Source organism: Bacillus sp. FSL E2-8887 (genome assembly GCF_038007205.1).
In the GTDB taxonomy this organism is placed as follows: Bacteria; Bacillota; Bacilli; order Bacillales; family Bacillaceae_G; genus Bacillus_A; species Bacillus_A mycoides.
Genome location: NZ_JBBOWS010000001.1, coordinates 3,322,860 through 3,343,114 on the forward strand (window position 1 = coordinate 3,322,860; position 20,255 = coordinate 3,343,114).

Here is a 20,255-nt window from a genome sequence, read left to right on the forward strand (position 1 = left end):
TCTTTTTTTGTTATGTACAATAATTCATTACTACTCTAATTCAATTGAAACATTTTTTTGTGGTACAAATGTAGAAATTGCATGTTTATAAATAAGCTGTTGCTTACCTTCTGTTTCCAGCAGGACTGTAAAATTATCAAATCCTTTAATTAATCCACGAAGCTGGAAACCATTTAATAAGTACAGCGTAACGAACGTATTCTCTTTACGGAGTTGATTTAAAAACTGATCTTGAATATTGATTGATTGCTTCATGTCGAATCCTCCTCTTTTTCTCTACTTACTATTATTCGACTTTAGTTGTAGCTTTCCTTCTATGTATCGGAAAATTTCTGACGTTTTTTCACCATCAGTAACATCGAACCACGTGACATCCATCTTATTACGGAACCACGTTAATTGACGTTTTGCATAACGGCGTGAATTCGTCTTTAATTGTGATACCGCTTCTTCTAAAGATACACGATTCTCAAAATAATCATATATCTCTTTATAACCAATCGCTTGAATAGATTGACAATCTCGCACTCCTCTTTCATGTAAACCTTTTACTTCTTCTAATAAACCTTGTTCAATCATTAGGTTAACACGTAAGTTAATGCGATCGTATAGCATTTCTCGATCCATTGTCAAGCCAATTAATGAAACATCGTACAGTAACTCATTTTCTTGTTTTTCGAGCTGGTTACTCATTTTTTCACCCGTCGTGTGAAAAATTTCTAACGCCCGAATAACACGCCTTACATTATTGGCATGAATACGCTCCGCACTTTCTGGATCTACTTCTTGCAACTTTTTATGTACATATTCCACACCGTGTTCTAATGCTAACTTTTCCATCTGTTCTCGGTATGTAGCGTCCCCAGCCTCATCTGTAAACTGGTAATCGAATAGAACAGATTGTATATAGAGACCGGTTCCACCAACAATAATTGGTAATTTCCCGCGCTCTGTAATTTCTCGAATGCACTTACGGACACTTTCTTGAAATTCCGCCACAGAAAATGAATCTTCCGGATCTTTTATATCAATCATATAATGTGGAATTCCGTCCATCTCATCTGTCGTCACCTTTGCAGTCCCGATATCCATCGTACGATAAATTTGCATGGAATCACCACTAATAATCTCACCATTCAACGCTTTTGCAAGATCGATACTTAATTTCGTCTTTCCGACAGCAGTTGGCCCAATGATGACAGCAACTTTTTCACGTTGCACTTCTCCCATATCATTCAACTCTCTTTATGTAATATACTCCATCTATTGATTATACCCAATCTTACCAATTTTAACGGCATGATTGCAAGTTCTTTGAATCCAGTACATGAAATTACACAAAAAAAAGAGCATAGCTTGTCCAATTCTGCATATACATGATAAAAAATAGCTCGGAGAGGGTGCAATGACTATGAAACAAGCGACTATCGATTTTCCATTATTAATAAAAGACCTTATTTTAGCTACTGCTACAAAAGAACAAAATTGTTCACAAGAAGAATTATACTTCGCACTAAATTGTTTACTACGTTCCTTTCATTCTACTCTTCAAGAAACAACGTTACATCCAGAAAATAAAAATACAGAGTATATACAAACTCAATTTTGCACCGCGTATAAAATTATTACAGGTAAAACAATTTACCCTTTTCAATAATTCTTATATAAAAAAAGCGGCCGCTTAGACATTTTCAAGCAGCCGTTTTTTATTTTAATAAATTATTTTATAACTTTCACTTTAACGGATTTACGCCCCCAACTATCAGCAGTGCTATCTGAACCAACTAAAACATCAATACGGTTTCCTTTAATCGCGCCACCAGTATCTCCAGCAATTGCTTCTCCATATCCTTCCACCCACACTTTTGATCCGAGAGGAATTACTTTCGGATCAACAGCAATAACTTTCATATTTGGATTCGCTGTTAAATCATGCCCCATCGCTGTTAACACACGACCACCATATGTGCCATTTTCACTCGGGTGAGCTGTGTAAGCTGTCGCTTCTACTGTTATTTCACGACCAGCAGGTTCACTTGTTTCAGTAGATTTCGCCACTGGCTTAGTTGCCGGCTTCGCTTGCGCTACTGATTTACTTGATGCTCCACTTTTAACTGATTCTTTTCCATTAACTGCCGTATCATTTTTAGCCGGCGCTTTCTCCTTAACTGATGTATCATTTTTAACCGCCGTTTTCACCTTAGTTGGCGCTTCATCTTGAGCTGGAACTTCTTTTCTTTCAATAACAGGTGCTGTACCTGTTAAAAATGGTATGTGAACATACGCCGCTTTCCCGCCATATTCGAATTGTAACCATTCGTTTTGTACTTGATTTGTCGTTTCAATCAAGTCATCTTTTTTAAGCGTGCCAAGAATTTCTGAATCAGTATTCGCTCCAGCACGAATGTTTAATACGTTTGCTGTTACATAATAAGAACTTTTCGTAAACTCAGCACTTACAAAAGCTTCTTTACCATCTAATTTAATTTTGGACCATCCGTTTTCTGTATTTATAACATCTAATTTATTTCCACTTAACATTTTACCTACAAGTTTTGATTCTACAGTTGGGTTTTCTCTAACGTTTAATACATCTGTTGTTACAATCGTTTCCGCTTTAGCAGAACCTGCAAAAATCCCAAGACCAAAAACTGCTGCTGTTGCTATACCTAATAATTTTTTCATGAATAGCCTCCATTTGCTTTGTTTTCGTGTTCTCATTATAGCAACAGTTTTTTGTAGAATTTCGAAAATCACACAATTACAAAGCATTCGTAATAAACGATTAATGATTTGTAACATAAATTTCCATATTAAAGAATTGTATTTCTACCAAAATTAGCAATAGTTTTCATATATTTCTCACAAATTAGTATAAGAATTTTTTTCCAGAAAAAATTACAGTATTACTTTTTTGTTACAAAAAAATCACTTTTCATTACATCTTTTACCAAAATCCATCATAATCCAATTATTAAATTACTTTTTGTAACGAAAAAGGAACAACTCCTATTAGCTGTCCCTTTTTATCTTTTATTTAACTTTCTTCTTCCAAACACCTATCATAATAGCTGAAACAATCGTCCCAATTAATATAGAGAAAATGTATAGCAACGGTTTATTCACTAATGCGATAACAAACAATCCACCATGCGGTGCCGGCAATGTAATTTGGAATAACATAGATAAGGCACCCGCGATACTTGAACCAACAACACAGCTTACTATTACTCGAACCGGATCGGCAGCTGCAAATGGAATCGCACCTTCTGTAATAAATGATGCTCCCATAATATAATTTGTTAAACCAGATTTACGTTCTGCTTCTGTAAATTTTGTTTTAAAGAATGTGGTTGCGAATGCAATCGCAAGTGGCGGTACCATACCACCAGCCATAACTGCTGAGTGCACTCCAAAATTCTGTGCTTCTATTGCAGCAATACCAAATGTAAATGCCGCTTTATTAATTGGACCACCCATATCAATTGCCATCATACCGCCTAAAATAAGTCCTAATAATATAGCATTCGTACCGTTCAAACCATTTAACCATCCTGTTAACATTTCATTTAATGCTACTACAGGCGGATTTACTACTTTTTGCATAACAACTCCTGTAATCAACAATCCAAAGACTGGATATAACAAAACAGGTTTAATTCCTTCTAACTGTACTGGTAATCCTGAAAATAATCTTTTCAATCCTAAAACAACATATCCAGCTAAGAAACCAGCAATTAATCCACCTAAAAATCCCGCATTCGCTTGTGCTGCTAAAAACCCACCTACAACACCAGGCATAAAACCAGGTCGATCAGCAATAGAACTTGCAATAAATCCAGCTAAAATAGGTACAAGGAATAAAAAGGCTCCTTTTTCTCCACCGCCAATATTCATTAATATTTCAGCAATAGGACCTTCCGCCTTAATTCCACCGAACATAAATGCTAATGCAATTAAAATTCCGCCACCAACAACGAACGGAAGCATATTACTTACACCGCTCATTAAATGCTTATAAATTCCTAGCCCTTTTTCTTTCTCTACATTTTCTGCCTTCCCATTCTCTTTGACACCTTTAAAGATTGGTGCATCTTGTTTTACAGCTCTATTAAGAAGGACTTCAGTTTTTCTAATACCATCAGCTACTGGCACTTGAATGACATACTTCCCAGCGAAACGGTTCATTTCTACCTGTTTATCTGCCGCAACGATAATCGCTGTTGCGCGTTCAATATCCTCTTTCGTTAAACCGTTCTTTACACCTGTTGATCCATTCGTTTCAACTTTAATCGCAATCCCTAACTCTGCCGCTTTTGCTTTTAAACTATCCGCAGCCATATATGTGTGAGCGATACCAGTCGGACAAGCTGTAACAGCTAATACGTATGGCTCATTCCCTTCCGGCTTTGCTACTTCAACTTCTTCGTCTTCTTTTTCATTCTCTTTTTCATCAAATAAACGGAGAAGCTCATCCTCATCCTTTGCTTCTAATAATTGCTTGCGGAACCCTTCATCCATCAATAACGTAGAGAGACGAGATAACGTTTCTAAATGAGTATTATTCGCCCCTTCACTCGCAGCAATCATAAAAAACAGATGTGCAGGCTGTCCATCAAGCGACTCATAGTTGATACCGCTTACACTTCTACCAAAACAAATCGATGGTTGTTTAACGGCATTCGTCTTCGCATGAGGTATAGCAATACCTTCACCAATTCCAGTTGTACTTTGTGACTCCCGCTTTAGAATAGCTTCTTTAAATTCAGCTTTACTATTTAAACGATTTGCCCCGTCTAATTTCTCAACTAATTCATCTATGACAGCTTCTTTATTTGAAGCTGTCATATTCATAATGACTGTATCCCTTTTTAATAGTTCTGTAATTTTCATATATTGCTTCCCCCTATCGCTTAGCTACAATTACTTGCGACAATAATTCTTCTACCTTTTCCTTTGTACATAAATCCGCCGAGAATGCTGTTGCACTTCCTGTTGCAACACCATATTGAAATGCCTTTTCAATATCCTTTGTCTGTTCGTATTTACCTACAAACCCTGCAACGAGAGAATCTCCAGCCCCAACCGAATTAATTACAACACCTTTCGGAACAGTTGCTTCATATATACCTTCTGCCGTAAATAATAAAGCCCCATCTCCAGCCATTGATACGATAACATGCTCTACACCTTGTTCAACTAATTTTCTTCCAAACGGTAAAACATCTTCTACTGTTGAAATCTCTACTCCGAATAACTCACCAAGTTCATGATGATTAGGCTTTATTAAAAATGGTTTATTTTTAATTACATGCTGCAGCGCACTTCCACTTGCATCGACTACTACGCGAATACCTTTCTCAGCTCCGAGCGCTGCGATTGATTCATAAAAAGTAGTTGAGATAGACGCCGGTACACTTCCAGCTAGTACAACACAATCTCCCTGCCTCATACTTTCGATTTGTTTCATTAATTGTTCAAATTGTTCATTTGTCACATTAGGACCTTGCCCATTTAATTCTGTCTCTTCTTGCCCTTTTATTTTCACATTAATTCGGGAATCACCGTCTACTTGGACGAAGTTTGTTGTTACACCTTCCGCCTGTAATACATCTTTAATAAATCGACCGGTAAATCCACCAGTAAATCCAAGCGCTACATTTTCAACACCTAAACGATAAAGAACACGAGAAACGTTAATGCCTTTCCCTCCAGGAAATTTCATATCTTTCTCTGCTCGATTTACTGCGCCTAAATCGAAGGAATTAACTTGTACTACATAATCAATAGATGGGTTTAAAGTAACTGTATAGATCATTGTTTATCAGCCTCAATTACATTGGTTTGTCTTCTATATTTTTCTAAATCAATTTCTAAATGGTTTGTAATAATATTCGCTTCTTCAACATTGGCAATTTTCGCAAATGCAACTTCTGAGAACTTACTTTCATCAATTAAGAAATATCCTTCGTTCGCAAATGTTAATGCCATTTGTTTTAAAAGTGCCTCTTCTGGATCTGGAGTTGTAAAACCAAGCTGTTCATGTACACCATTTGCTCCTAAGAAACATTTATCAAAACGGTACTTTTGCATGCTTTCCTGTGCCATAGCACCAATTAAAGCTTTCGTCCTACTTTTCATCATCCCGCCTAGTAAATATGCACGAACATTATTTTCAACTAAAGCTTCAATATGCATAAGTCCATTCGTAACGACAGTAACATCTTTATTTATTAAAAATGGAATCATTTCAAATGTTGTACTTCCTGCATCTAAATAAACGCAATCACCTTGTTCAACAATACTAGCCGCATAGTTAGCAATTTGTTGTTTTATTTGAATGTTTTTGGATGATTTTTCAACCATCGTTGGCTCTTGTCCTTTTCCTGTTAAAACAGAGGCACCACCATGAACTCTTTTTAATAACCTTTGTTTTTCTAATTGTGCTAAATCACGACGAATTGTCGATTCAGAGCTTTCTGTTCTTTCAACTAATTGCTGCAATTTAACAACTTTTTGTTCTTTTACAAGTTGCAATATCATTTGATGACGTTCAGGAGTTAACATTTTCTTCACCTCTTCTTTGATTACAGTATAATGAAAACGATCACAAAAATCAACCATAAACATTCACAAATAACCAAAACCAATCACAAACAGTTATAGACAACAAAAAAAGAAACCCATTTGATTGTTATATCAAATGGGTTTCTTTTTTCGATTCACTTATAAAGAAGCTTTATATATACTTAAAACATCGTCTTTATTTAATTTTTTAAAGTTACCGAATTCACCATAAGCCATCGCTTTATCCGCCATTAAGTCAATTTCACTTTCTCTAATAGCGTAATCAGCTAATGTTACTGGAGCTTCAATTGAAGTCCAAAATTGACGTAACGCCTCAATTCCCTCTAATGCAACCTCTTTATCTGTCTTCCCATCTGTTTCTACATCGAATACACGAATAGCGAACTGTTTAAAGCGACTCACATTTTCATCTATAACATGCTTCATCCAGTTCGGGAATAGAATCGCGAGTCCGCCCCCATGCGGTATGTCATGAACAGCAGAAACTGCATGCTCAATATTATGAGTTGCCCAGTCTCCTTTTACTCCCATCGCTAAAATGCCGTTTAACGCCATAGTACCGCAATATAAAATTGTTTCCCTATGCTCATAATTTTCTAGATCACTTAAAAGCTTAGGAGCTGTTTCAATTACTGTTCTTAAAACAGATTCACAATAACGATCTTGTAATTCTGTATTCATGCCGTGATGGAAATATTGCTCTAATACGTGCGACATAATATCGACCATACCATAAATCGTTTGATCTCTCGGCACAGACGAAGTATGTAGTGGATCTAAAATTGAAAACTGAGGGAATGTAACTGGACTGCCCCAGCCGTACTTTTCATTCGTTTCCCAGTTTGTAATTACAGATCCTGCATTCATTTCAGAACCTGTTGCCGCAAGAGTGAGTACAGTACCGAACGGTAACGCCTCGCTAGCAAATGATTTTTTCGTTACAATATCCCATACATCTCCATCATATTTACTACCAGCAGCAATCGCCTTCGTACAGTCGATTACACTTCCTCCGCCAACCGCTAAAATAAATTCGACTCCATTGTCTTTACAAATTTGAATCCCTTTCTTTACTGTTGATAAACGAGGATTCGGTTCAACTCCTGTCAACTCAAATACTTCCGCATTTATATCCTTTAAAATAGAAATCACATTATCATAAATACCATTTCTTTTAATGCTGCCTCCTCCATACACGAGAAGAACTTTTTTACCGAACTGTGGAATTTCCGTTTTTAACTGCTCTAACTGTCCTTTACCAAAAATAAGTTTTGTCGGATTACGAAATACAAAATTTTGCATATATCTTTACCATCCCTTCTATATAAAAAGCAACTATACTTTTGTATACCACAATTTTTTCATTTCACAAAAATATTTGCCTAATAAAAAAATCCCAGCCTACAGGCTGAGATTTTTTTTATTGATAATAAGGTGAGATCATTAAGTAAACAATAACACCAGATAAACTTACATATAACCAAATCGGCATCGTCCAACGTACAATTTTACGGTGACGTGTTAATTGATTCGTAAAACCAAACACAAGTGCAAACAATGCAAGCGGTACAATAATTGCTGCTAGGATAATATGTGTAATTAAAATGATGAAATACACATATTTAATGAATCCTTCTCCGCCAAAATGTGTTGCTGGCGCCAAGTAATGATACGATAAATAAGAAACACAAAATAGCAACGTCGTTGTAAATGCTGCTAGGATGAAACCACGGTGCATTTTCACATTCTTCTTAATAATAGAGTATAAAGCTGCTAATAAGAATACGAACGTAAAGCTATTAAAAATTGCATTTAACATTGGTAAAATTGTTACATCAAAATGTACTTCTCCTTCATAGCCAACAGGTCCAAAGAACAAAAATAAAATAATCGCATTTACAATTACAGAAAGCGTTATCACAATAGGAGCATAGCTTTTCTGATTCGTTGATTGATCCACCAAAATGGTCACTCCTCTTCCTTCAAATATGTATACGTAACCTCACTATTTTAACATATTATTCACAGTGTAAATGTGACAATAGTTTGACACAGTAAGACAGGGCAAAGAAAAAACCCTTCTTAACAATACTTCTTAAGAAGGATTTTATCGCTTTATTATTCAAATAGCAATGCGATTAGTTTTTGTTAAAAAACGTACTGCTATACGCTTGATATATTTCAGACACTTGATATCCCATTAATGAAATTGCTGTTAATGAAAAGAAACCAATCATAAGAAATCGAAACCACATATAAATCTCCTCCTTGTATTTAGCTTAAAAAGCAGTCGCTATATTACAAGTTGAGTGGCACTCTTCATCGTCACTTTCCTTTTTCTTTACAATTGCTGTTATAAATCGAATCATAAAGAAAATCACAAAAGGAAATTGTTCGTAATTTACCTTGGCATAGTTTGGCAACGGCTCGCGCTGCACATCGAACGGAGATGAGAAGGAATAGAACATACCTTGCTCTTCCATATATACAATTACAATTTTCATACAAAACATTATTCCTAGAAATGAAACAATATCTTGCCATTCTGTCGTATATAAAAAGTTATACAGCTCTAATACGTACTCTTCCATCGTCATCCCCCCTTCCTTTTTTACCATTTTGCTCGCCTTCATATAAAAAGTCAAGAAAAAAGTTTATATTCACTATGACAATAGTAATTACTTGTTTCTATGATTATATATGATTCTTTTATAGCAATGATTGGGTGTAACTCTCTTCTAAAACAAGAAATTAGAATCGAACAGATTCCTCATTCTTACTTTTAGGATTCAACAATGTACTATTTTTATTTCTATTAAAAATAAAATAAGAAATTATTATAAGAACAGTAACAAGCATTGTTAAAAGCGCTTGTGAACGTAAAGATTCAATTGCGAGCATGGCAACTAAAACTGCTATAATCGCAGCAATTGTAACATATGTTACATATGGAAAAAGCCACATTTTCACTTTCAAATTTTGTTGTTCCGCTTTCCCCATTTTTTTACGTATCTTGAAATGTGAAACTGCTATAACGAGATAAACGAGTAACGCAATCCCGCCAGATGCATTCACTAAAAATAAAAATACTTTATCTGGAGATATGTAACTAAAAACAACTCCAATGTAAGCAAAGAAAGTTCCAAATAAAACCGCCCGAACTGGAACACCACTACTATTCAATTTCAAAAATACCTTTGGCGCATCTCCTCTTTCTGCCATTGAAAAAAGCATTCTTGAGTTCGTATATAAACCCGAATTTAAACAAGAAAGTACAGCTGTTAAAACGATAAAATTCATAATTTGCGCTGCCGCTGGTATCCCTATATGTTCCAGTACCGCCACAAATGGGCTTTTTAGTATGTTCGCCGAATTCCACGGAAGGAGTGTAACAACTACAGCGATCGATCCAATGAAAAATACGAGAATACGCCAAATTACACTATTTGTTGCTGTTTTGACTGCCTTTACAGGTTCGGCAGACTCTCCAGCGGCCACTGCAACAATCTCAGATCCCATAAATGAAAATATAACGACGGTGATTCCAAGTAACACCGAACTTATACCATTTGGCATAAATCCTCCTTGACCTACCAAATTCGAAGTGCCAGGTGCTTCCGTTCCTGGTACAAATCCTAAAATAACAGCTAGTCCAAGACAAAGGAACAAAACAATACTTATTACTTTAATAAATGAAAACCAATATTCAAATTCTCCAAATGATTTCACCGAGAAAACATTCGTCAACGTTAATAAAATCGTTAATATTAAGCTTAATAACCAGAGTGGGATTTCTGGAATCCAGTATTGAATAATACCAGCACCTGCTGTAGCTTCTATTGCAATAACAATTACCCAGAAAAACCAATATAGCCACCCAATTGTATAACCTGCCCATGGACCAATTGCCTCTCTTGCATATGTTGCAAATGAACCACTTGTCGGATTAATAGCTGCCATTTCTCCTAGCATTCTCATAACGAAAATAACTAGAAGTCCTGCTAATGCATATGAAACGATAGAACCTGGACCCGCTGAATGCACAACCGCGCCACTCCCAACAAACAAACCAGCTCCTATTACGCCACCAATGGAAATCATTGTAATGTGGCGTATTTTGAGGTCTTTCTTAAGATTTTTATCCAACTCTTGTACATCCCCTTCCAAACTTAATTTTGAAATTTATGTAAGAGTATTATGTGAAAAATCTTATCCTATACTTTAAAATATATCAAAATATTCTGAATTTAACAATCGCAATTCGACCTCCTTCAAAAATTATTTCATTAGGTTTAATAATTTCCCATACACAATTGTTGAGAAAATTATAGTCACCTTACAAGAGAATGAATTTTCAGATATCATTAAATAAACAAGATTATACATCTAGACAACTTTTTGTATAGGAGTGTTGATATGTTAAACAAGTTCAAATTCATTTGTTGTACTTTAGTAATTTTCTTACTGCTACCGCTAGCTCCCTTTCAAGCACAAGCAGCAAACAATTTAGGATCAAAATTACTCGTTGGATACTGGCATAACTTTGATAACGGTACTGGCATTATTAAATTAAGAGACGTTTCACCAAAATGGGATGTACTCAATGTATCTTTCGGTGAAACTGGTGGTGATCGTTCCACTGTTGAATTTTCTCCTGTGTATGGTACAGATGCAGAATTCAAATCAGATATTGCTTATTTAAAAAGTAAAGGAAAGAAAGTAGTTCTTTCAATAGGTGGACAAAATGGGGTCGTTTTACTTCCTGATAATGCCGCTAAGCAACGTTTTATTAATTCCATACAATCTCTAATTGATAAATACGGTTTTGATGGAATAGATATTGACCTTGAATCAGGAATTTACTTAAACGGTAATGACACTAATTTCAAAAACCCAACGACTCCTCAAATCGTAAATCTTATTTCGGCTATTCGGACAATCTCAGATCATTATGGTCCAAATTTTCTATTAAGCATGGCTCCTGAAACAGCTTATGTTCAAGGCGGCTATAGCGCATATGGAAGCATCTGGGGTGCATATTTACCGATTATTTACGGAGTGAAAGACAAACTAACATACATTCACGTTCAACACTACAACGCTGGTAGCGGGATTGGAATGGACGGTAATAACTACAATCAAGGTACTGCAGACTACGAAGTCGCTATGGCAGATATGCTCTTACATGGTTTTCCTGTAGGTGGTAATGCAAATAACATTTTCCCGCCTCTTCGTTCGGATCAAGTCATGATTGGACTTCCTGCAGCACCAGCGGCCGCTCCAAGTGGCGGATATATTTCCCCCACTGAAATGAAAAAAGCTTTAGATTATATCATTAAAGGAATTCCTTTCGGAGGAAAGTATAAACTTTCAAGTCAGAGTGGCTATCCTGCATTCCGTGGCCTAATGTCTTGGTCTATTAATTGGGATGCAAAAAACAACTTTGAATTCTCTAATAACTATAGAACATATTTTGATAGTCTTTCCTTGCAAAAATAATAAAAAACAACAATAGGTTTTATATGACCTATTGTTGTTTTTTATCTATGTAAATTACTTTTTCACTTCTACATGATGAAGAAATTCTTTTCCATCTCTTGAATAACTATTCACAAGACTTAAAAGCAACTTCCCACCAACCAACATCGCACGTTCATCAAAATCGAATTGAGGATGATGGTGTGGATATGTTGCCCCTATTTCTTCATTACCGGCACCTGTGAAGAAAAATGCTCCTGGAACATGTTCTAAGTAGTATGCAAAATCTTCTCCGCCCATAATAGGTGGTACTTCCATGACCCTTTCTTTGCCAAGATCGTGTTCCGCGACCGTCATAAAATGACGTGTTTCAGCTACATGATTTATTAATATTGGATAACCTCGTTTATATTGAATATTAACTTCAGCATGAAGGGACTGACAAATCCCCTCAACAACTCGTCTAAATTCCTTCTCCATATATTCTCTCACTTCAGGATCTAACGTTCGAATGGTTCCTGTAAACGTAGCAGTATCCGCAATAATATTATCGGCTTGCCCGGCATGGAATATACCAACTGTTAAAACTGCTGATTGAAGTGGATCGACTTTTCTACTCACTAAAAGTTGCAACTGATTAATAACTTGTGTTGCAACGATAATAGCATCTACAGTATGATGTGGCATACCGCCGTGACCGCCTCGCCCTTGAATCTTCACTTCAAAAGTATCAGCTGCCGCCATCATTGCTCCAGCTTTCGTTCCAACAATTCCTAAAGGCATCTGAGAAGATAAATGTGTACCAAAAACAACATCTACTCCTTCTAAACAACCATCCTCAATCATGGCAATTGCTCCGCCAGGCTCTTTCTCTTCTGCATGTTGATGAATAAGGACTATTTTTCCTGAAAGTTGGTCTCTGTTATCACTTAATATTTTTGCAACTCCTAAAAGTGTTGCTGTATGTCCATCATGGCCACAAGCGTGCATTACACCAGGAACCTTTGATTTATATGAAACTTTCTTTTCATCTTGAATAGGTAGTGCATCAAAATCAGCACGTAGCGCCATCGTCTTCCCAGGTATTCCACCTTCAATTACGCCGATTACCCCTCTTCCCCCGACATCTGTTTTCACATCAATATGAAAACTTTTTAAAATTTCAGCTATTTTTTTCGGTGTTTCTATTTCTTGAAACGATAGCTCTGGGTATTGATGAAAATCTCTTCGCCACGAAACCATTTGATTATATAAACTTTCCAATTCTTTATGCCATGTTTCTATCATAGAAATTCCCCTTTCTTTTTAACAGTTTAAATAAAAAATACATAATATTCTGTATTTAATCAATAAAAAAAGAGAACTTTCTTTAAAAGTACTCTTAATTCTTCAAAATATTAAACGTTCTACTTCAGTCACTACTTTGCTTCAATACAAATAGTGAAAGTTCCGGTACACTTAAAAATCTAACAGGCATTCGGGTTGTCCCAATACCACGATTTACGTATAAATGTAACAGCTTACTCTTCCCTTCTAATTCATACATACCTTCAACATGACTCTCAGCTAGTTTTGTAGTAATTAAAGGACCTACAAAAGGAATTTGAACTTGTCCTCCGTGACTATGTCCTGACATTTGAAAATCGACTGGATAACGAGATACTTTATCTACAACATCCGGCTCATGTATTAATAGCATATTGAAATCTTGTTGTCTTAAGTTTTTTAAAGTCGAGTCTATTTGTGGCTTCCCTAATAAAAAATCATCCAAACCTGATATTGTAATATACTTGCCGTTTTCCCCTTTAATTTTCTGCACTTCATTTACTAACACAGAAAAACCAGCTTCCTCCATATACTTTTTGTAAAATAAACTACCGCCCCCACCTCTATCATGATTCCCAAACACAGCATATTTTCCTAGGGGAGCTTTAATTTTCTGCAAAATAACCTTTGCTTCTTCTCTTTCCGCACTATAGGATCCAAACTTATCTATTAAATCTCCTGTAAAAACTACTATATCTGGATGTAATTCATTCATCTTCTCCACCAAATTTTCTAGTTGTTTCAATGTAAAATCTGGTCCTAAATGTACATCTGAGAACTGCAATATTTTTTTATTATTAAACTCTTTAGGAATTGTAGGAGCTTCTATTTCATTCCACGTAACTGTTACTAGTCTTCTTTCTATTTCAGTCGCATAGAAATACAAACTTACTGGTATCATTAATATACTTATGAAACTAATAATAAATATCTTTACGATTGATTTTTTCCGTTCTTTTTTTACATGATGCGTATTCATGTTTTCACCTCTAAAATCACTTTAAATCCTTATTGTTACATTAATGTGACAACATGAACAATGTTCGTTATATCCAATTTCAGCCCCACTCACTTTGACAAATTTATACAGAAATCATATCATATTTTTATCATACATAGATTCTTTAAAATGTTTCTTCTATTCATTCCATCATTCTATTAAGGAGAGGTTATTCATGTCTGTATTTACACCAGAAGAAATTACGGAACTTGCTGCTAATTCTGGAAGAAAAAAAGCTCATTTATCATTGCTCCCTATGCTAATTCTCGGTTTTTTTGGTGGTGCTTTCATAGCATTAGGATATTTACTTGATATCCATGTTATCGGAACAATGCCAAAATCTTGGGGATCATTTACTAGCTTTTTAGGTGCTGCCGTATTCCCTATCGGTCTTATACTCGTTATCCTTGCAGGCGGTGAATTAGTAACTGGCAACATGATGACCGTTTCAATGGCATGGCTTCACAAAAAAATCGACTTATTTCACTTCATACGAAATTTAGTTATTGTTACGTTTAGCAACTTCATAGGTGCTATATTCGTCGCTTATTTTTTTGGTCATATCGTCGGCTTAACGGAGGGAGCTTTTTTAGCAAAAACAGTTTCTATTGCACAAGCTAAACTACAAGATACACCACTGCAAGCCTTCATTTCTGCAATCGGGTGTAATTGGCTCGTTTGTTTAGCTGTTTGGCTCAGTATGGGAAGTAAAGAATTTATCGGAAAGATTGTCGGTATTTGGTTCCCTGTTATGACTTTTGTTGCGATTGGATTTCAACACGTTGTAGCCAATATGTTTGTCATCCCAGCTGCAATTTTTTCTGGTCATTTAACTTGGGTTGAATATTTTCCAAACTTCATTTTTGTTTTCTTCGGAAATTTAGTAGGGGGTATGTTATTTGTAGCATTACCTTATTTCATATCTTATAATAAAAAACTACCTTCCAATAAAGAGCAAACTGCATTAAAGAAAAAATCTGTATCCGCTTAAATTGAATGTCTATAAATTGGTCCTAAAAATATTACAAATTTCATTTTTTTTGCGAATATATGTACGTACACTTGTTCTCGAATGTTTTATACGTTATAATAACAACTTAAATAGCATTATTTACATATGAGGTGAAAAACATGAATAAGACAGAATTAATTAAAAACGTAGCACAAAACGCTGAGATTTCTCAAAAAGAAGCTACTGTAGTTTTACAAACTGTAGTAGAATCAATCACTAACTCTTTAGCTGCTGGCGAAAAAGTACAACTTATCGGATTCGGTACATTCGAAGTTCGTGAAAGAGCTGCTCGTACAGGCCGTAACCCACAAACGGGTGAAGAAATGCAAATCGCAGCTTCTAAAGTACCTGCTTTTAAAGCTGGTAAAGAACTAAAAGAAGCTGTAAAATAATGAAAAATAGCCTTCTCATTTATGAGAAGGCTATTTTTTTCATGACATAATTAATAAAAATCTGACCATTATGCTGCTTATTTTGTTCCTTTATGCAAATAAAACCTTTGCTTTCAAAGAAAGGTTTTGCTGTAATACTCGCCTCTGTATACATATCCCTATGCTGCAAGTTCACTGCTTCTTTTTCTAACTTCTGTAGTATGTATGATGCTATCCTTTTTCCTTGATAATCTTTATGCGTAAATAAGCGATCTACGTAATGATCATCATTATAATCCCCAAATCCCACTATCACACCTTTATAATCAGCAACGTAACAAATATTCTTTTCTAAAGACTGTAGCCATCTCTCTCTATCTAGTCGCTCCGGGGCCCACGCCTGTAGCTGTAACTCGTTATAATCTTTTGCATTCACCGTATGAACCGTTTCATAGAACAATTGTAATACTTGCTCTAAATCCTCCTTCTGGAATGTTCTAATTTTAATATCTTTAAACATATGTAAAACTCCTTATCAAACTAACTCTTTTATTTCGGTTATCCGGATAATTATTTCGTGTTTATTTTCGAAACAGTTTCTTCCACTATATATGATTCTACTTCTGCTCTTTCTATATTATATCGACTTTTCCTTCTAAACGAACAATAAACAATACTCATACAAAGTATTGTTTATTGTAAAAAAGCATATTAAATTCGCTTTATAGCTGAAAGTGTTTAAGATTTCAATTTAACTCTTTGTAATCTTAATGCATTTAATACGACTGATACAGAGCTAAATGCCATTGCTGCACCTGCAACCCAAGGAGCTAAGAAACCGAGCGCCGCAATTGGAATTCCTAGGCCGTTATAAGCTAACGCCCAGAATAGATTTTGCTTAATATTTCTAATCGTCATTTTACTCATAAAAATTGCATCAGCAATACTATTTAAATCACCACGGATTAACGTAATGTCTGCCGCTTCCATCGCTACATCCGTACCTGTTCCAATTGCCATACCGATATCCGCCGTAGCAAGTGCAGGAGCATCATTTATTCCATCTCCAACCATTGCTACTTTCTTACCTTGCGCTTGAAGTTTTTTCACTTCTTCTGCTTTTCCTTCAGGTAATACTTCTGCAATTACGTGATCAATACCAACTTGCTTAGCGATTGCCTGAGCAGTTTGTGTATTATCTCCTGTAATCATAACAACGTCTAGACCCATTTTCTTAAGTCTTGCGATAGCTGCTTTTGAAGTATCTTTTACAGTATCTGCAACGGCCACTATACCAGCATATTCTTTATTGATCGCAATAAGCATTGCTGTTTTTCCTTCTCGTTCTAGCTCTTCCATCGATTTAGAAACTTCTTCAATATCAATATCGAATTTCTTCATTAATCGACGTGTACCAATTAATAATTGTTTCCCTTCTACGACTGATTCGATACCGAATCCTGGAATCGCTTCAAACGTTTCTGAACTTGGGATATCAATTTTCTTTTCTTTAATTCCTTCTACAATCGCTTCTGCAAGTGGATGTTCAGAATTTTTTTCTGCCGCACCTACTAAACGTAGTATTTCTTCTTCATGGAATCCATCTGCTACAATTACATCTGTTAAAACAGGCTTCCCGTTTGTCACAGTACCTGTTTTATCTAGAATAACTGTATCTAATCGGTGCGTTGCTTCTAAATGCTCTCCACCTTTAAATAAAATACCATACTCAGCTGATCTTCCTGATCCCGCCATAATAGATGTAGGTGTTGCAAGACCTAATGCACACGGACAAGCGATAACAAGTACTGCTATCATTTTCTCAAGTGCTCCGCCAAAATCACCAGGTGTAACAAATATCATCCACACCGCAAATGTAATAATAGCAATTACAACTACAACAGGTACGAAAATACCTGAAATTTGATCTGCTACCCTTTGAATAGGAGCTTTTGAACCTTGAGCCTCTTCTACTACTTTAATAATTTGAGCTAATGCAGTATCTCTTCCTACCTTAGTTGCTTTAACTTTTAAAAATCCATTTTTATTCATTGTAGAGCCAATTACTACATCCCCAATTGTTTTATCAACTGGAATACTCTCGCCTGTTAACATCGATTCATCTATCGCTGATTTTCCTTCTACAATTTCTCCATCTACTGGGATTTTTTCACCAGGTTTAACATAGACAACATCACCAGCTACCACTTCTTCGATTAAAATTTTCATCTCTGTTCCATCTCGCACAACTGTGGCAGTTTTCGCTTGTAGTCCCATCAACTTTTTAATAGCTTCTGATGAACGCCCTTTTGCTCTCGCCTCAAATAATTTACCTAAAATAATTAAAGTAATAAGTACCGCACTCGTTTCAAAATATAAATCTGTCATATGTTCTGAAGAACCAATCGACCTAATACTTAAATACACACTATAGAAATAAGCTGCGGACGTTCCAAGTGCCACAAGAACATCCATGTTTGCACTTTTATTGCGTAGCGCTTTATACGCTCCAATATAAAACTGTCCACCAATGATAAATTGAACAGGAGTTGCAAGAGCTAGCTGCACCCAAGGGTTCATTAGCATATCAGGTAAATAAATAAACGATGTAAATGAGAAATGACTCACCATTGCCCACAATAACGGGAATGATAAAATAAACGAAATAATAAATTTCTTCTTTTGTCGTTCAATTTCTTGTAAGCGATGATCTGTTGATCCATCTTGCTCATCTGATTTCACTTCCAATTTATATCCTAATTTCGTGATTGCACTCTTCATTTCATTTACATTAATTTCATCAGGATTAAAATCTACTGTAGCTGATTCCAAAGCGAAATTTACTGTCGCTCCGTTCACACCTTCTAACTTATTTAAACGCTTTTCTACTCTATTCGCACATGCTGCGCATGTCATCCCTGAAACAGTAAACTCAGCTTTATCACTTACAATTCCATATCCTAGCGACTCAACTTTTTCCTTAAATTGTTGTGGATTTGTTTTATGGGGATCATACATTATTTTTGTTTTTTCAAGTGCAAAATTTACATTTGCATCATGAACACCTTCTACTTTTTTCAGGCCTTTTTCAATTCTATTTGCACAGGCTGCACATGTCATGCCTGATATTTGGAGATTGGCCTCTTTTTGCTCATTCATGTCTCTCACCTCTATATACCCTTATAAGGTATAATTTTTAGCAAAATAAATCGTACTCCATATAAAGTACGATTTATTTCTATATTAAAAATTATTATTGAATTTCATAGCCTTGATCTTCAATTACAGCAACGATATCTTTTAACGTTACAACTGATGAGTCGATAGTAACTTCAACAGTTCCTTCTGCTAATTGAACTTTTACTTGTTCAACGCCGTTTAGTTCTTTCACATTACTTTCAATAGAATTTACACAATGCCCACAAGACATACCCTCAACTTTTAATGTTAACTGTTCCATTTAAAATCCTCCTCTTGTTTATTCATTGTTTATTAATCACAACTACATCTTACCATACCCCCCTAAGGTAATCAATGGTTTTATATCATGATTTTTATTTTTTTCTAAAATCTTTATTTTTTTGCTCCAATTATGAATTTATATATCTTCTCCTATATAAACAAAAGCCAAGCTAGTCAAATACTAGCTTGGCTTTTATGCTTTTGAAAAACGTTCAAATACTGTCATTAATTCTTCAATTGCTTCGTCACCATTACCATTTTTAATAGCTCCTGAAACACAATGACTCGTATGATTTTTTAAGACACCCATTCCTACTTTTTTCATCGCTGCATTAATCGCAGAAATTTGAACTAAAATATCCACGCAATAACGATCATTTTCAATCATATTTTGAATACCACGGACTTGGCCTTCAATTCTCTTTAATCTATTTATAATTTGTTCTTTTTCTTTTTCTGATCTATGTGTTACTGATTCATGGTCCTTATGATCCATATTATCACCTTCTTAAAGTTTCTCTTCATCCAATAAAACAATTGCTTTTATGAGTATACCAATTATATCATCAAATATCTATGTAGGATACCCCATATGAGTATATTTTCGCTTTATGATTATTCTTAACACATCATTAGCTTCTCAGTCTCAATTAATATGATACCCTTTCTTTTTTTCAAAAAAACAATAATAAGCAGGGATTGTCCCTCCCCGCTTATTATTCATCCACAAATATAAAAGTCTCAATTTTCACACGTGTAAATTGAGACTTTTTTCTTCCTATATATAATTATTGCTGATCACATACTTTTGTATCATTCACTACTGAAGTTCCTTCAACGGTTACCGTATGAAAACAGTCATTTACACGAACTGTCACAACATTATCTTGCCGATCAATGATATGGTATTCATTAAAATTTTTATTCAGAGCACTGCGAATTTGTTCTCCTTCATAAATTGGAATGCCATGTGATAAAACCCAAATAAACCCAGCGATAGCAAGAATAGTTTTCATAC

Annotated in this window: 21 protein-coding genes; 4 read left to right on the plus strand and 17 right to left on the minus strand. The window is 35.3% G+C overall.

Going from position 1 to position 20,255, the window contains the following annotated elements:
- Positions 1-30: 30 nt before the first annotated feature.
- Complete coding sequence (gene hfq / locus NSQ08_RS16860) at positions 31-255, minus strand: RNA chaperone Hfq (RefSeq protein WP_000813896.1); 225 nt, start codon at positions 253-255, stop codon at positions 31-33.
- Positions 256-276: 21 nt separating this feature from the next.
- Positions 277-1,230: a tRNA (adenosine(37)-N6)-dimethylallyltransferase MiaA gene (gene miaA / locus NSQ08_RS16865; protein ID WP_340777125.1), complete on the minus strand. Its 954-nt coding sequence runs from the start codon at positions 1,228-1,230 to the stop codon at positions 277-279.
- A gap of 181 nt (positions 1,231-1,411) precedes the next feature.
- On the opposite strand from miaA, the gene NSQ08_RS16870 reads away from it, so the two are divergent.
- Entirely contained in the window at positions 1,412-1,657 is a 246-nt protein-coding gene (locus NSQ08_RS16870; protein ID WP_002033671.1) for a hypothetical protein, read from the plus strand.
- A gap of 62 nt (positions 1,658-1,719) precedes the next feature.
- Here the strand turns inward: NSQ08_RS16870 and NSQ08_RS16875 are convergent, their stop codons facing one another.
- From NSQ08_RS16875 to gabP, 8 genes are all read right to left on the minus strand, one after another.
- A complete protein-coding gene (locus NSQ08_RS16875; protein WP_340777128.1) occupies positions 1,720-2,685 on the minus strand; it encodes an SH3 domain-containing protein in 966 nt (321 codons plus the stop codon).
- Between the two features lie 348 nt (positions 2,686-3,033).
- Positions 3,034-4,893 (minus strand): PTS fructose transporter subunit IIABC, encoded by a 1,860-nt coding sequence (locus tag NSQ08_RS16880; protein WP_002142789.1) that lies wholly within the window; start codon positions 4,891-4,893, stop codon positions 3,034-3,036.
- Between the two features lie 13 nt (positions 4,894-4,906).
- Positions 4,907-5,818: a 1-phosphofructokinase gene (gene pfkB / locus NSQ08_RS16885; protein WP_002142790.1), complete on the minus strand. Its 912-nt coding sequence runs from the start codon at positions 5,816-5,818 to the stop codon at positions 4,907-4,909.
- The gene (locus NSQ08_RS16890; RefSeq protein ID WP_002142792.1) at positions 5,815-6,567 is read right to left on the minus strand and encodes a DeoR/GlpR family DNA-binding transcription regulator; all 753 of its coding nucleotides are present in this window, start codon (positions 6,565-6,567) and stop codon (positions 5,815-5,817) included. The genes pfkB and NSQ08_RS16890 overlap by 4 nt, the downstream gene beginning before the upstream one ends.
- Positions 6,568-6,726: 159 nt before the next feature.
- The gene (locus NSQ08_RS16895) at positions 6,727-7,890 is read right to left on the minus strand and encodes an iron-containing alcohol dehydrogenase (RefSeq protein ID WP_002142793.1); all 1,164 of its coding nucleotides are present in this window, start codon (positions 7,888-7,890) and stop codon (positions 6,727-6,729) included.
- Positions 7,891-8,008: 118 nt separating this feature from the next.
- A complete protein-coding gene (locus NSQ08_RS16900) occupies positions 8,009-8,551 on the minus strand; it encodes a DUF420 domain-containing protein (protein ID WP_000228316.1) in 543 nt (180 codons plus the stop codon).
- 316 nt (positions 8,552-8,867) lie between these two features.
- Positions 8,868-9,206: a hypothetical protein gene (locus NSQ08_RS16905; RefSeq protein WP_078175321.1), complete on the minus strand. Its 339-nt coding sequence runs from the start codon at positions 9,204-9,206 to the stop codon at positions 8,868-8,870.
- 133 nt (positions 9,207-9,339) lie between these two features.
- Positions 9,340-10,734, minus strand: coding sequence for a GABA permease (gabP, locus tag NSQ08_RS16910; protein ID WP_340777143.1), 1,395 nt, complete (start codon positions 10,732-10,734; stop codon positions 9,340-9,342).
- A 270-nt stretch (positions 10,735-11,004) separates the two neighbouring features.
- On the opposite strand from gabP, the gene NSQ08_RS16915 reads away from it, so the two are divergent.
- A complete protein-coding gene (locus NSQ08_RS16915; RefSeq protein WP_002128633.1) occupies positions 11,005-12,087 on the plus strand; it encodes a chitinase in 1,083 nt (360 codons plus the stop codon).
- Positions 12,088-12,141: 54 nt separating this feature from the next.
- Here NSQ08_RS16915 and NSQ08_RS16920 read toward each other — a convergent pair whose 3' ends face one another.
- Positions 12,142-13,353, minus strand: a complete 1,212-nt coding sequence (locus NSQ08_RS16920) for a M20 metallopeptidase family protein (RefSeq protein WP_215590088.1) — start codon at positions 13,351-13,353, stop codon at positions 12,142-12,144.
- 124 nt (positions 13,354-13,477) lie between these two features.
- Positions 13,478-14,371: a metallophosphoesterase gene (locus tag NSQ08_RS16925; protein WP_002033659.1), complete on the minus strand. Its 894-nt coding sequence runs from the start codon at positions 14,369-14,371 to the stop codon at positions 13,478-13,480.
- Between the two features lie 196 nt (positions 14,372-14,567).
- Here NSQ08_RS16925 and NSQ08_RS16930 point away from each other — a divergent pair, with 196 nt between their 5' ends.
- Positions 14,568-15,383 (plus strand): formate/nitrite transporter family protein, encoded by an 816-nt coding sequence (locus NSQ08_RS16930; RefSeq protein ID WP_002014675.1) that lies wholly within the window; start codon positions 14,568-14,570, stop codon positions 15,381-15,383.
- Positions 15,384-15,523: 140 nt separating this feature from the next.
- Complete coding sequence (locus NSQ08_RS16935; RefSeq protein ID WP_002033657.1) at positions 15,524-15,796, plus strand: HU family DNA-binding protein; 273 nt, start codon at positions 15,524-15,526, stop codon at positions 15,794-15,796.
- 19 nt (positions 15,797-15,815) lie between these two features.
- On the opposite strand, the gene NSQ08_RS16940 is transcribed toward NSQ08_RS16935, so the two are convergent.
- From NSQ08_RS16940 to NSQ08_RS16960, 5 genes are all read right to left on the minus strand, one after another.
- Positions 15,816-16,295, minus strand: a complete 480-nt coding sequence (locus NSQ08_RS16940; protein ID WP_002142798.1) for a GNAT family N-acetyltransferase — start codon at positions 16,293-16,295, stop codon at positions 15,816-15,818.
- Between the two features lie 218 nt (positions 16,296-16,513).
- Entirely contained in the window at positions 16,514-18,934 is a 2,421-nt protein-coding gene (locus NSQ08_RS16945; RefSeq protein ID WP_340777157.1) for a heavy metal translocating P-type ATPase, read from the minus strand.
- A 94-nt stretch (positions 18,935-19,028) separates the two neighbouring features.
- Positions 19,029-19,235 (minus strand): copper chaperone CopZ, encoded by a 207-nt coding sequence (copZ, locus tag NSQ08_RS16950; protein ID WP_002033654.1) that lies wholly within the window; start codon positions 19,233-19,235, stop codon positions 19,029-19,031.
- Between the two features lie 195 nt (positions 19,236-19,430).
- Entirely contained in the window at positions 19,431-19,733 is a 303-nt protein-coding gene (locus NSQ08_RS16955) for a metal-sensing transcriptional repressor (RefSeq protein WP_002014668.1), read from the minus strand.
- Between the two features lie 292 nt (positions 19,734-20,025).
- Positions 20,026-20,253 (minus strand): hypothetical protein, encoded by a 228-nt coding sequence (locus tag NSQ08_RS16960; protein WP_002014667.1) that lies wholly within the window; start codon positions 20,251-20,253, stop codon positions 20,026-20,028.
- Positions 20,254-20,255 lie beyond the last annotated feature (2 nt).